Source organism: Pseudomonas allii, from assembly GCF_055380095.1.
In genome coordinates, this window is the sequence record NZ_AP039450.1 from 1,314,100 (window position 1) to 1,326,506 (window position 12,407).

Annotated in this window: 14 protein-coding genes and 1 pseudogene; 12 read left to right on the forward strand and 3 right to left on the reverse strand. The window is 58.9% G+C overall.

Going from position 1 to position 12,407, the window contains the following annotated elements; translation table 11 throughout:
- Window positions 1-117 precede the first annotated feature (117 nt).
- Window positions 118-1,212: an iron-sulfur cluster carrier protein ApbC gene (apbC, locus tag ACZ445_RS05850; protein WP_058423771.1), complete on the forward strand. Its 1,095-nt coding sequence runs from the start codon at window positions 118-120 to the stop codon at window positions 1,210-1,212.
- Window positions 1,213-1,707: 495 nt separating this feature from the next.
- Here apbC and fdxA read toward each other — a convergent pair whose 3' ends face one another.
- The 3 genes from fdxA to ACZ445_RS05865 all read right to left on the reverse strand — a co-directional run bounded on the left by fdxA (window position 1,708) and on the right by ACZ445_RS05865 (window position 5,890).
- Window positions 1,708-2,031, reverse strand: coding sequence for a ferredoxin FdxA (gene fdxA, locus ACZ445_RS05855; protein ID WP_003208688.1), 324 nt, complete (start codon window positions 2,029-2,031; stop codon window positions 1,708-1,710).
- Between the two features lie 142 nt (window positions 2,032-2,173).
- Window positions 2,174-4,765, reverse strand: coding sequence for a DNA mismatch repair protein MutS (mutS, locus tag ACZ445_RS05860; RefSeq protein WP_058423770.1), 2,592 nt, complete (start codon window positions 4,763-4,765; stop codon window positions 2,174-2,176).
- A 195-nt stretch (window positions 4,766-4,960) separates the two neighbouring features.
- Entirely contained in the window at window positions 4,961-5,890 is a 930-nt protein-coding gene (locus ACZ445_RS05865; RefSeq protein ID WP_464704875.1) for an AraC family transcriptional regulator, read from the reverse strand.
- 125 nt (window positions 5,891-6,015) lie between these two features.
- On the opposite strand from ACZ445_RS05865, the gene ACZ445_RS05870 reads away from it, so the two are divergent.
- The 11 genes and pseudogenes from ACZ445_RS05870 (at window position 6,016) to recA (ending at window position 12,403) form a co-directional block, all read left to right on the forward strand.
- A complete protein-coding gene (locus ACZ445_RS05870; protein ID WP_081049233.1) occupies window positions 6,016-6,750 on the forward strand; it encodes a LexA family transcriptional regulator in 735 nt (244 codons plus the stop codon).
- Window positions 6,751-7,348: 598 nt separating this feature from the next.
- A complete protein-coding gene (locus ACZ445_RS05875) occupies window positions 7,349-7,693 on the forward strand; it encodes a phage holin family protein (protein ID WP_058423767.1) in 345 nt (114 codons plus the stop codon).
- A gap of 21 nt (window positions 7,694-7,714) precedes the next feature.
- A complete protein-coding gene (locus ACZ445_RS05880) occupies window positions 7,715-8,272 on the forward strand; it encodes a hypothetical protein (RefSeq protein ID WP_179029313.1) in 558 nt (185 codons plus the stop codon).
- Window positions 8,266-8,451, forward strand: a complete 186-nt coding sequence (locus ACZ445_RS05885; RefSeq protein WP_464708078.1) for a Com family DNA-binding transcriptional regulator — start codon at window positions 8,266-8,268, stop codon at window positions 8,449-8,451. Before ACZ445_RS05880 ends, ACZ445_RS05885 begins: the two co-directional genes overlap by 7 nt.
- An 8-nt stretch (window positions 8,452-8,459) precedes the next feature.
- The gene (locus ACZ445_RS05890) at window positions 8,460-8,783 is read left to right on the forward strand and encodes a hypothetical protein (protein WP_058423764.1); all 324 of its coding nucleotides are present in this window, start codon (window positions 8,460-8,462) and stop codon (window positions 8,781-8,783) included.
- 115 nt (window positions 8,784-8,898) lie between these two features.
- On the forward strand, window positions 8,899-9,231 hold the full coding sequence (locus tag ACZ445_RS05895; protein WP_058423763.1) for a hypothetical protein: 333 nt from the start codon (window positions 8,899-8,901) through the stop codon (window positions 9,229-9,231).
- 194 nt (window positions 9,232-9,425) lie between these two features.
- Window positions 9,426-9,613 (forward strand): annotated as a pseudogene (locus tag ACZ445_RS05900) (MFS transporter); the annotation flags it as partial.
- Between the two features lie 58 nt (window positions 9,614-9,671).
- Window positions 9,672-10,229: a glycoside hydrolase family 19 protein gene (locus ACZ445_RS05905; RefSeq protein WP_092241071.1), complete on the forward strand. Its 558-nt coding sequence runs from the start codon at window positions 9,672-9,674 to the stop codon at window positions 10,227-10,229.
- Complete coding sequence (locus ACZ445_RS05910) at window positions 10,217-10,678, forward strand: lysis system i-spanin subunit Rz (RefSeq protein ID WP_058423761.1); 462 nt, start codon at window positions 10,217-10,219, stop codon at window positions 10,676-10,678. Before ACZ445_RS05905 ends, ACZ445_RS05910 begins: the two co-directional genes overlap by 13 nt.
- Before the next feature lie 81 nt (window positions 10,679-10,759).
- A complete protein-coding gene (locus ACZ445_RS05915; RefSeq protein ID WP_464708079.1) occupies window positions 10,760-11,260 on the forward strand; it encodes a CinA family protein in 501 nt (166 codons plus the stop codon).
- Window positions 11,261-11,344: 84 nt separating this feature from the next.
- Window positions 11,345-12,403: a recombinase RecA gene (gene recA / locus ACZ445_RS05920; RefSeq protein ID WP_003189042.1), complete on the forward strand. Its 1,059-nt coding sequence runs from the start codon at window positions 11,345-11,347 to the stop codon at window positions 12,401-12,403.
- Window positions 12,404-12,407: the final 4 nt, after the last annotated feature.

Consider the following 12,407-nt stretch of genomic DNA (forward strand, 5'->3'; position numbering starts at 1 on the left):
ATATTTCACCCCGTGGCGCTGTTTCAGAATCTTCCCAACCTGCGAAAGCATGCCGTAACGCCGCTGGAACGGTTAGGATAGCCGCCTGTTTCAGTCAGTCTTTTTCGGGAGTAGCCCATGAGCGCCGTCAATCGCGCAGCGGTGGAAGCCGTGCTTCGCCAGTACACCGACCCTTATTTGAACCAGGACCCGGTCAGTGCCGGCTGCGTACGCGCCATCGACGTCCAGGGCGACCAGGTGTCGGTCCAGTTGGAACTGGGCTATGCAGCCGGTCTGTTCAAGAGCGGTTGGGCGCAGATGCTGCAAATGGCCATCGAAGGTCTCGACGGCGTGCGCTCGGCCAAGGTCGACATCCGATGCGTGATCGCCGCGCACAAGGCCCAGGCGCAGATCCCTGGCCTGGCCAACGTCAAGAACGTAGTGGCCGTGGCGTCCGGCAAGGGCGGCGTGGGTAAATCCACCACGGCGGCCAACCTGGCCCTGGCCCTGGCTCGTGAAGGCGCGCGCGTGGGGATTCTTGATGCGGATATCTATGGGCCGAGCCAGGGCGTGATGTTCGGCATCGCCGAAGGTACACGGCCGAAGGTCAAGGACCAGAAGTGGTTCGTGCCGATCGAGTCCCTGGGCGTGGAAGTGATGTCCATGGCATTCCTCACCGATGACAACACGCCGATGGTCTGGCGCGGCCCGATGGTCTCAGGCGCTTTGCTGCAACTGGTCACCCAGACCGCCTGGGGCGACCTGGACTACCTGGTGATCGATATGCCGCCAGGCACCGGCGACATCCAGCTGACCCTGGCGCAAAAAGTCCCGGTGGCCGGCTCGGTGATTGTCACTACGCCTCAGGACCTGGCGCTGCTCGACGCGAAGAAAGGTGTAGAGATGTTCCGCAAGGTCAACATCCCGGTGCTGGGCGTCGTAGAGAACATGGCGGTGCACATCTGCTCCAACTGTGGCCATGCCGAGCATCTGTTCGGCGAAGGCGGCGGCGAGAAGCTGGCCACTCAGTACGGCGTGGAACTGTTGGCCTCGCTGCCGCTGTCGATGCTCATCCGCGAGCAGGCGGATGGTGGCAAGCCTACTGTTGTGGCTGAACCGGATAGCCAGATCGCCATGATCTATCAGGAGCTGGCGCGTCATGTAGGTGCGCGGATCGTCCTGCAGGAAGCGGCCACGCCTGCCATGCCGACCATCACCGTCAGCGACGACTGAGGCGGTTGAAGGGAAAAAGCCTCGACTGTGTCGGGGCTTTTTCATGCCTGGAAGATGGTCAAGGTGCGTTTGTTTCGCAATTACACAGCTGGTCGTGTAAGCATTTGCTTACTTTTTCGTAAGTGTTTGGGTTTTTTACCTTCCACAGATGTCTGTTTTCTGCGAGAGCTTTTTCTAACCAATTGAAATTTAACAATTAATTATTCAGTGTTCAGGCCGGCTGCATGTCAGTTCACGGGTTGTATCCCGTTGAACTTCCCTTGGAACTCTTTAAGATCAGTCCTGTGTCCACGGATTGGCACAGCCATCAAGGAATGATGGTTGAAGGAACGTCGCAGGATGCGATTCATCAGGATGATGAAAAGGAATACAGGGACTAGGGAAAAAATGTGGGCGGGTCATACCGCCCCTTTTTTTTGCCTGCAGGAAAGTACAACCGACCTTCCAGAAACGCAAAAAGGCCCGCAAGGGGCCTTTTGGAGGGGGGCGACGCTATCAGCGTTCGAGGTCTGCAATCTTACCTTTTTTGCCATCCCACTCCGCTGCGTCCGGCATCGGGTCTTTGCGTTCAGTGATGTTCGGCCAGATTTCCGCCAGCTCGACGTTCAACTGAATGAATTCCTGCATCTCCGCCGGGACTTCATCCTCGGAGAAAATGGCGACGGCCGGGCATTCAGGTTCACACAGGGCGCAATCGATGCACTCATCCGGGTGGATAACCAGGAAATTCGGGCCTTCGTAGAAGCAGTCCACCGGACACACTTCGACGCAGTCGGTGTACTTGCACTTGATGCAGTTGTCGGTAACGACGAAGGTCATTTCTAATTTTCTCCTCAGGCGGCGGCAGCGAAACCCTTTGTGGCAGGGCTCGCGAGGTTCGGGAGCGATAGTCTGCAGGCCAGGCTAAAAGCCTCCAGCATCCCAAACCGCGCGAGAGTCTACCAGCTTGCAAGCGTCTGCGTTATATCCGAACCTGCAGTGCATATAACATTTCGAGCGCTTTTCGCGGCGTCAAGCCGTCCAAGTCAAGCTTAGCCAATTCATCCAGCACCGGATGGGGCAGGCTGGCAAACATGTCGCTCTGGTGCGGCGCAGCCGGTTTGCTGGCGGCTTTGGCTGGGCTGGCGACCACCGTCTCATGGGGCAGGGCCGTGGTTTCCAGGCGACTGAGGTGCTCGCGGGCGCGGGTGATCACATCGTTCGGCACCCCGGCCAATTGCGCCACGGCCAGGCCATAGCTCTGGCTGGCCGGCCCAGGCAGCACGTGGTGCAGGAACACGATACGCTCGTTGTGTTCGGTGGCGTTCAGGTGCACGTTGGCTACCAGCGGCTCGCTTTCCGGCAACACCGTCAGCTCGAAATAGTGCGTGGCAAACAGCGTATAGGCGCGCAGGTGCGCCAGGCGCTCGGCAGCCGCCCAGGCCAGGGACAAGCCGTCGAAGGTGCTGGTGCCGCGACCCACTTCGTCCATCAGCACCAGGCTGCGTTCGGTGGCATTGTGCAGGATGTTGGCGGTTTCGCTCATCTCCACCATAAAGGTCGAGCGCCCACCGGCCAGGTCATCGCTGGAGCCGATCCGGGTGAAAATGCGGTCCACCAGGGACAGTTCGCAACTGGCCGCCGGCACAAAGCTGCCGATATGCGCCAGCAGCACGATAAGCGCAGTCTGGCGCATGTAGGTGGATTTACCGCCCATGTTCGGACCGGTGATTACCAACATGCGGGTATCGTCGTCCAGCGACAGGTCGTTGGCGACGAACGGCGTGGTCAGCACCTGTTCTACAACCGGGTGGCGACCTTGCACGATGCGCATGCACGGCTCGCTGACAAAACGTGGGCAGTTCAGGTCAAGGTTCAGCGCACGTTCGGCCAGGTTACTCAGCACGTCCAGTTCGGCCAGCGCTGCGGCAGTGTCCTGCAGCGGAGCCAATTGGCTGATCAAATCTTCGAGCAGGTTCTCGTAGAGCATCTTTTCCCGAGCCAGGGCACGGCTCTTGGCCGACAGTGCCTTGTCTTCGAATTCTTTGAGCTCCGGGGTGATAAAGCGCTCGGCACCTTTGAGGGTCTGGCGACGTTGATAGTCGATCGGCGCCGATTCTGCCTGCTTGCTGGGCAACTCAATAAAGTAGCCATGCACGCGGTTGTAGCCGACTTTCAGGTTGGCCAGACCGGTGCGGGCTTTTTCGCGGGCTTCCAGGTCGATCAGGAACTGCCCGGCGTTTTCGCTCAGGGACTGCAGTTCGTCCAGCTCGCTGTCGTAACCGGTCTTGAGTACGCCCCCGTCACGGATGATCGCTGGCGGGTTGTCGATGATGGCTTTTTCCAGCAACGCCGCCAGTTCCGGGTAGGTCCCGGCTGTGACGGCGAGTTGTTGCAGGTGCGGCGTATCCAGCTCGGTCATCGCCACTTGCAGTTGCGGCAGGGCGCCGAGGGCATCGCGCAGGCGCGCCAGGTCGCGGGGCCGTGCGTTACGCAGGCCGATCCGCGCCAGGATACGCTCGATATCACCGATTTCCTTCAACTGTGGCTGCAGCTTTTCAAAGCGATAGCCGTCCAGCAGGCAGGTGATGGACGTCTGGCGCGCTTGCAATACTGTCAGGTCCCGCAGCGGACGGTTCAACCAGCGGGTCAGCAGGCGGCTGCCCATGGCAGTCTGGCAGCGGTCGACCACCGATTGCAGGGTGTTATCGCGACCACCGGCCAGGTTCGTATCCAGCTCCAGGTTGCGACGGCTGGCGCCATCGAGCACCACGGTATCGTCCAGACGCTCATGACGCAGGCTGCGCAAGTGCGGCAGGGCGGTGCGCTGGGTTTCCTTGGCGTAGCCAAGCAGGCAACCGGCGGCGCCGATGGCCAGGGTCAGGGTTTCGCAACCGAAGCCTTTGAGGTCCTGCACCGAGAACTGCTGGCACAGACTTTTCAGCGCCGAATCACGCTCGAAATCCCACGGCGCACGGCGCTTGGCCCCACGACGTTTTTCTGCCGGCAGATCCTTCGGCCAATCATCCGGGATCAACAGCTCTACCGGATTGATGCGCTCCAGCTCCGCCAGCAGGTTCTCCCAGCCCTTGATCTCCAGCACGCTGAAGTTGCCGCTGGTGATATCCAGTACCGACAGGCCAAACAGACGCTCATCGCCCAACACCGCGGCAATCAGGTTATCGCGACGCTCATCCAGCAGCGCCTCATCACTCACCGTCCCCGGCGTAATAATGCGCACCACCTGGCGTTCAACCGGCCCCTTGCTGGTTGCCGGGTCGCCGATCTGCTCGCAGATCACCACCGACTCGCCCAGCTTCACCAGCTTGACCAGGTAACCTTCCAACGAATGGTAAGGAATCCCACACATCGGAATCGACTGCCCCGCCGACTGCCCACGCGCGGTCAGGGTGATGTCCAGCAGCTTGGCGGCCTTCTTCGCGTCTTCGTAGAAGATCTCGTAGAAGTCGCCCATGCGGTAGAACATCAACTGATCAGGGTGCTGGTTCTTGAGGCGCCAGTACTGCTGCATCATCGGGGTGTGGGAGGACAGGTCTGAAGTGGTTTTACTCATTGGTCGTAGGCAAATTCGTTGAAAGGAGTGGGGCAAATGTGGGGCATTCCGCCCTGCGATTTTGCGGTGGGCGCAAGGTTAACATGCGAGGTCGGAGCTTCGCAGGTTGCAAACGGATAGGTAAAACGCAAAAGCCGGCGGTGCATTTACTTAACTGCAAGTAAACGCGCCGCCGGTATCTTTCATGCCTTTGTATTACAGCGACCGCACAGGGATGCAGATGTCGCAGATGAACTCACCGGTGTCCGAATCGGTTGCGGTTGCCGCAAAGAACATCTCGAAACATGGTCGGTCATCGCATTGCAGACCGCTGGAAGGCATCCATTCTCGCGTCAGCCACATCCAGGCATCGGCTATTTTTTCTGTTTTCCCTTTGAAGCTCGCTACGGCATAGCGGCCGCCCGGCAGGGTTTGGATGTCTGCCTGGGCGCTGGTCACAAAAGAGGCTGGCACTTCAACGCAAGCATCGTAGCGGCACTTGTTCGGGGGCGTGATGGATGGATCGTCATACCCTATGCCGTAACACCGTTCATCGCCGAGGCCATTGGAGTGCATCCACGGCGCCATGGTCCCGCGCCAGAAGTGGCCGATTGCGGGGCCATAGGGGCCGATCAGGCGTTGGTAGGCAACGCGTACCTTGGGTAAATCAATGATGCGTACGTCCATGGTGGGCTCTTTCGTTGAAGGAGAAGAGAGCCCAGCGTCTTCGAACGTACGCTCATGTGCCTGATGGGCATTGCCGAAGACCTGATCAGGATTGCTCTGCTGCGCACCCGGCCACGGGCCGATGGCAGCCGCCTGTGCTGCCAGTCGCTGCGGTGTGTTGGTGCGCCACTCGGATGGCGTGCAGCCAAACTGTAGTTTGAAGGCCCGTGCGAATGCTTCGCCCGAGTTGAAACCGCTGGCCAATGCCGTTTCAAGCACGCTTTCATGGCTGCCGCAGGACAGGCGGAACGCTGCCTTCTCCAGTCGTCGCCGCCGGACGTAGCTGCCTAATGTCTCGCCCATCCACGCCGCGAAAATCCGATGAAAATGGAAGCGCGAAAAGTTGGCGATATCGGCCAACTGGGCGCCATCCAAGGGGGTGTCCAGGTGGGCATCGATGTAGTTGAGTACGCGGTTCATACGCCGGGCGTACTCGGCGCGGGATGCGTGGGCGGAGATTTTGGTTGTCATAGTGCGTGGTAGTATGCACAAAAAATGCAAATTAGCATTTGCCAAGCCAAAAAACTCCCGTCACTATCCCAGTTATGCAAAAACGCAACGTTTCTATCGTCTTAAGAGAACTGCTGGACCGCGACCGGATCTCCCCCACAGAGCTTCACCGGCGTACTGGCGTGCCTCAATCCACTCTCTCTCGGATCCTCAGCGGCAAGATCGTTGATCCGTCGGACAAGCACATTTCCCGTATCGCCGAGTATTTCCGCGTCAGCACCGATCACCTGCGCGGGCGTGCGGCGATGGGCACTTTGCGCGATGACGTGCGCGACCCGATGCATTCGGAACTCAAGGACATAAGCCTGTGGGACGACGACACCCCCGTTAATGATGACGAGGTGTCGATCCCTTTTCTGCGCGAGGTTGAATTGGCTGCTGGATCAGGAAGATTCGTCATCGAGGAAAGCGAGAAGGCCAGCCTGCGGTTCGGCAAGCGCAGCCTGCGGCACAACGGTGTGCAGTTCGACCAGGCCAAGTGCGTGACGGTGCGCGGCAACAGCATGCTGCCGGTGCTGCGCGATGGCGCGACCGTCGGGGTGAACGCGGGCAAAAGCGGCATTGGCGATATCGTCGATGGTGACTTGTATGCCATCAATCACAACGGCCAATTGCGCGTGAAACAGCTCTATCGCCTGCCTTCCGGGATTCGCCTGCGCAGTTTCAACCGCGACGAGCACCCGGATGAGGACTACAGCTTCCAGGATATCCAGGATGAGCAGATCAGCATCCTCGGGCATGTGTTCTGGTGGGGTATGTACGCCCGTTAACCTTCTTGCGTAAGACAAAGCCCGCCAACGAGCGGGCTTTTTTTCGTCTGCAGAAAATCGCCAACCCCCCGTCCTATATGGCTGTGAATGCGTAAATGCATTTATTCGATAAAATAAATGCATTTGTGCATTGACTGTATATGCATACATATCTATTCTTCATTTCAAGCCAGCCAAACAAGGCCTGGTGGAGGCGGCAAGGATGCTGCCAGGAAAGACAAGGAAGGCACGCAACATCGGCAAGGACGCCATCCGAGCGATGGCAGGGAGGCCAGGCAACACCGGCAAGGATGCCGACGCTCTTTAGTTTTACCGCTTCAAGAACAGGCAGCGATGAACCGGCCTTAACGGTTCAGAGGGTTGGCAACTGACCCGGGTGTGCAGCGTAAAGCACCAGAAGCAGTTATCCGGCAGACAGGGATCGTGGTCGGAAAAACATCGAGGAAAGATCCGTACCGCGCCAGTAGCGCCGAAAGATCGAATATGGACCGCATTACTGAAAAGCCCGGGCAACCGGGCTTTTTGGAATGCCTACCTACGAAATGGATTTACCCAAGAGCCGGCCCGGCGCCGGTAGTGCTCAGCCAGGAGGCGTGACATGACAAACGAGCAGCAAGCGTTAGCGGAAATGCCTATCTGGCTGGTGATCGTACTGGCCCTGATCGGCGGGGTCTCCGGAGAAATGTGGCGCGCCGACAAGGAGGGCGCCCGCGGTTGGTCGCTGGTACGGCGCCTGGCATTGCGATCCGGGGCGTGCATGGTCTGCGGGGTCTCGGCCTTGATGCTGTGCTACGCCGCCGGCATGTCGATCTGGACCGCCGGCGCCATTGGTTGCCTCACCGCCATGGCCGGTGCGGACGTGGCCATTGGCCTTTATGAACGCTGGGCGGCCAAGCGCATCGGGGTCAACCAGGCCCCGACCTCTCGCCCGGACCAGCAGTAATCGCTGCAAGGATGCAAGCAGATGACACTTCTCGAAAAACCTTCCCAACTGCCCATGGCGATTGGGGACACACTGATGAGTGCGTTCCCACAGCTGCGGGTTGGTAATCATCATGACTTTTCTGGAGCGGGCGATAAAACGGGCATTTTGATCAGCGTGGATCGCAACGGCCCTGGCATTCGCTCGCTTGCAGGACGCAAGGCGCACGCCTTGTCGGTTTCACTCAAGGTCATGGTCGCCGGCGGCTCGGCACCGTTTGATGCCTGCGACCTGGCCAGCCAACTGATGGACCTGGCCCTGGATAACCGTTGGGGCCTGCCGCCCGAACAATGCGACCTGCCCACTGCGATTGTCGCGGCACCTTCCGTGCTCAACGGTGCGGAAACGGATTACGACATTTGGTTTGTATCCTTTACCCAGAACTTCTACCTCGGACGGTCTCTGCTTAAAAATCCCGCAGGCATGCCGCCGTCTACGGACCTGTATGTAGGTGGGTGTGAGAGGGCGGCGAATGTAACGCCGCTTCCTACTCAATCACACGGAAAAGGTGGTTCAGTAAAAGGAATTTGCAGATGTTGAAAGAATTCAGATGCGGTAACTGCAACCGACTTCTCGCCCGTACGGGTGGGTTTACACAGCTCCAGATCAAGTGTCCCCGATGCGGCACGTTGAATCATGTGAAGGCCATGAGCCTCGAGCAATCGCCTTTGAGCGACATGAATGCGGAATCTTCCGCGAACAATCAGTCGACTCAATAGGTGAAGATATGGAACCAGTACAAATCGGCAGCCGTTTCAAATCGATCGCAACAAGCTACGCAGAGGCAGTTTTCACTCCGGCGCAGAACGTCAATGGCGCGGTAGTTCGAACAGCTACGATGATCAGCCCCGTCGGGAATGGATTTATTAGTACAGGCACGACCATTCCGGAAGGGCGCTGGGTGACAAACGTGCCCGTTATCTTGTCCGCCGTTGGCGGTTCTTCCACTCTCCCGTTCTCTGTGACCATCCCTGCCGGTCAGGGCCTGTGGGTAGCAATGACTCAGAATGGCGGCGGTACTGCTTATGTGACCTACGACCTGCTGCCGTAAGTAGTAGTTTCTCGGGCCCACCAACCAGAAGGTCATGAACCTCTCCCATCGCCTTTGAGCGACATGAAAGCGGAATCCTCCGCGACAATTCATTCGACTTAATAGGTGAACAGAAATGCCTGTACGCGAACTTGGTAAAAAATTCAAAAACCAGACCATCAACGGGATGACTAATCCCATCACGGTGCTGATCTCTCCAGCAGATAATGTGAATGGCGTCATCCTTCGATCTTTCTACGGTGCCGGCACCATGGCTTTTGGGCCAAAGGTTCCTACCGTCAAAGATCGGGACGATAGTGTTCTGCAGGAAGTTGCCCCAAACGTCCTCGCCTACAACGATTTGGCCGTACCGGCTGGGCTTGGTGTCTATATCTACAACATTCAGAACTACGTTCTGCCAACCAAACTGTCGTGGGACACCCTGAACGCAGACGGTACCGTTGCATAGGCCGCGCTGAAGGACATAGCCCTGATCTCGTACTGGGCTTTTAGGCAATACCGCGCGGCATAGGCCGCGCAACTATCCAAGGCCTCGCCATCGTGCGGGGCCTTTCCGTTTTCGGCTCCTCCACACACATCGTTCCGAGCTGGGAGTGCTGCTGGGGCTGACCTATTTCAAACATGCCCCACGGAGTCGAGCGCATGGAGTATCTACAGCGCCTGCTCGACAAGATCGACAGGTTCGAATTATTGATCGCGGGCCTCGTTGGGGCGGTGATCGCCAGTTGGTGGCACAAGGACTACCTGGCGGATTGGCATGCCTGGGTGATCTTCTTAATCACAGGGGGGGCGCGAGTTCGTTGCACCTGACTGGGATGGTCAGTGCCTATCGCAGTTCCAACACGGACGTTGGTTTGTCTACCTAGGGGGGCTTTCAAGGTGACTGTGGTGTTGATAACGCAGCCTCAATTGATTCAAATCATGCCAGGCGCTCGCCGTATGGCGGGCCTTTTTTCAACCGCGCTGAATGCGACTTTTGCTCGGTACGAAATCAACAGCGTATTGCGCGCTGCTGCTTTTCTCGCGCAGATCGGCCACGAGTCCGGCGAACTGCACTACGTGCGCGAACTCGGCAGCGATACTTATTTGAGCAAGTACGACACCGGCACACTGGCTGCGCGCCTGGGCAATACCCCCGAAGCGGACGGCGACGGCCAGAAGTACCGGGGCCGGGGTCTGATCCAGATCACCGGTCGCCGCAACTACCTGGCCTGCAGCCAGGCCCTGTTTGGCGACGAACGCTTGCTGCAACAACCCGAGCTGCTGGAGCAACCGCAATGGGCCTGTGAATCCGCCGCCTGGTTCTGGCAAAGCAATGGCCTGAATGAACTCGCCGACAAGGACCAGTTCACCACCATCACCCGTCGCATCAATGGCGGGCTCAATGGCCTGGAGGATCGTTTGCAGTTGTGGGCGCGGGCGAAGGCGGTGCTATGCGTTTCCTAAGTGTGCTTTGCGTATGCGTGCTGGTGACTGTTGTCTGGCAGGTGCAGGCGTGGCGATACGGGGCGCAGATTGAACGTCTGTCGGCGACACAGACCCGGGCAGCCCAGCAGCAACAGCAGGCCGAACAAGACAAGCGGCTGGCCCTTGAGCAACAACTCAGTGCCAGCGACCAGCAACATGCCCGGGAGTTGAGCGATGCCCAACGTACTCAAACGGCTTTGCGTGATCGCCTGGCCACTGCTGATGTGCGGCTGTCAGTCCTTCTCGACGCTTCCAGTGGCTGCCCCATGCCAGCCGCCACCGCCGCCGGCAGCGTGGTTCATGCAGTCCCGCGAGCCCGACTTGACCCGGCGCATGCTCAGCGAATTATCCGCATCACCGACGACGGTGACAGCGCCCTGATTGCCTTGCGTGCCTGCCAGGCGTATGTGCGAGCCGTCGCTCGTTAGTGTCTTGAGACAGTCCGTCACTTGCGCGGGCGATTGGCTCCTGTAGGGTAGGCGAACCCCCGCCTACGACTGGAGACGACCGTGAAGGAAATCACTCAACTGGCTGCCGAACTGGGGCGCCGCCTGCAGGTGCTCAACGCTCACGTCACCACGGCCGAGTCGTGCACCGGCGGCGGTATCGCGGAGGCCATCACGCGGATTCCGGGGAGCTCGGCCTGGTTCGAGGCGGGCTATGTCACCTACTCCAATCGGCAGAAGACCCGGCAATTGAATGTGCCGGAGACATTGTTCGCAAAAGTCGGGGCGGTCAGCCAGGAAGTGGTGGAAGCAATGGTCCGTGGCGCCCAGGAAAAAAGCCTGGCGCGGTTTGCTGTTGCGGTTAGCGGTGTAGCGGGGCCAGACGGCGGTTCGCCGGATAAGCCGGTCGGCACGGTATGGCTGGCGTTTGGCGTGGGGGAAGAGGTCACCACCGAGCTTGAGCACTTCACCGGCAACCGCGACGAGGTCCGCCGACAAACGGTAAAGGCCGCGCTAGAGGGCTTGTTGCGACGAGCTGCAGCAGAATTAGAAAATCAGGGGTAGGCGATCCCTGATCTTTGTGGAACAATACTGTCTACTTATACAGGTGTTGGCCGACCAGGCCTTATTGATTACGTGAGGACTTTAATGGACGACAACAAGAAGAAAGCCTTGGCTGCGGCCCTGGGTCAGATCGAACGTCAATTCGGCAAGGGTGCCGTAATGCGTATGGGCGATCACGACCGTCAGGCGATCCCGGCTATTTCCACTGGCTCTCTGGGTCTGGACATCGCACTCGGCATTGGCGGCCTGCCAAAAGGCCGTATCGTTGAAATCTACGGTCCTGAATCTTCCGGTAAAACCACCCTGACCCTGTCGGTGATTGCCCAGGCGCAGAAAATGGGCGCTACCTGCGCGTTCGTCGATGCCGAGCACGCCCTGGACCCTGAATACGCCGGCAAGCTGGGCGTCAACGTCGACGACCTGCTGGTCTCCCAGCCGGACACCGGTGAGCAGGCCCTGGAAATCACCGACATGCTGGTGCGCTCCAACGCCATCGACGTGATCGTGGTCGACTCCGTGGCAGCCCTGGTCCCCAAGGCTGAAATCGAAGGCGAGATGGGTGACATGCACGTGGGCCTGCAAGCCCGTCTGATGTCCCAGGCGCTGCGTAAAATCACCGGTAACATCAAGAACGCCAACTGCCTGGTGATCTTCATCAACCAGATCCGCATGAAGATCGGCGTGATGTTCGGCAGCCCGGAAACCACCACCGGTGGTAATGCGCTGAAGTTCTACGCTTCGGTCCGTCTGGATATCCGCCGTACCGGCGCGGTGAAAGAAGGTGACGAGGTTGTTGGTAGCGAAACCCGCGTCAAAGTCGTGAAGAACAAAGTGGCCCCGCCTTTCCGTCAGGCCGAGTTCCAGATTCTCTACGGCAAGGGTATCTACCTGAATGGCGAGATGATCGACCTGGGCGTGCTGCACGGTTTCGTCGAGAAATCCGGTGCCTGGTATGCCTACAACGGCAGCAAGATCGGCCAAGGCAAGGCCAACTCGGCCAAGTTCCTGGCGGATAATCCGGACATCGCCGCCACGCTTGAAAAGCAGATTCGCGACAAGCTGCTGACCGCAGCGCCAGACGTGAAAGCTGCCGCCAACCGCGAGCCGGTTGAAGAAGTGGAAGAAGCTGACACTGACATCTGAAGCA

Coding starts and splice junctions, on each gene's coding strand:
- apbC (WP_058423771.1), top strand. CDS start 118: ATGAGCGCCGTCAATCGCGCAGCGGTGGAAGCCGTGCTTCGCCAGTAC.
- fdxA (WP_003208688.1), bottom strand. CDS start 2,031: ATGACCTTCGTCGTTACCGACAACTGCATCAAGTGCAAGTACACCGAC.
- mutS (WP_058423770.1), bottom strand. CDS start 4,765: ATGAGTAAAACCACTTCAGACCTGTCCTCCCACACCCCGATGATGCAG.
- ACZ445_RS05865 (WP_464704875.1), bottom strand. CDS start 5,890: ATGAACCGCGTACTCAACTACATCGATGCCCACCTGGACACCCCCTTG.
- ACZ445_RS05870 (WP_081049233.1), top strand. CDS start 6,016: ATGCAAAAACGCAACGTTTCTATCGTCTTAAGAGAACTGCTGGACCGC.
- ACZ445_RS05875 (WP_058423767.1), top strand. CDS start 7,349: ATGACAAACGAGCAGCAAGCGTTAGCGGAAATGCCTATCTGGCTGGTG.
- ACZ445_RS05880 (WP_179029313.1), top strand. CDS start 7,715: ATGACACTTCTCGAAAAACCTTCCCAACTGCCCATGGCGATTGGGGAC.
- ACZ445_RS05885 (WP_464708078.1), top strand. CDS start 8,266: ATGTTGAAAGAATTCAGATGCGGTAACTGCAACCGACTTCTCGCCCGT.
- ACZ445_RS05890 (WP_058423764.1), top strand. CDS start 8,460: ATGGAACCAGTACAAATCGGCAGCCGTTTCAAATCGATCGCAACAAGC.
- ACZ445_RS05895 (WP_058423763.1), top strand. CDS start 8,899: ATGCCTGTACGCGAACTTGGTAAAAAATTCAAAAACCAGACCATCAAC.
- ACZ445_RS05910 (WP_058423761.1), top strand. CDS start 10,217: ATGCGTTTCCTAAGTGTGCTTTGCGTATGCGTGCTGGTGACTGTTGTC.
- recA (WP_003189042.1), top strand. CDS start 11,345: ATGGACGACAACAAGAAGAAAGCCTTGGCTGCGGCCCTGGGTCAGATC.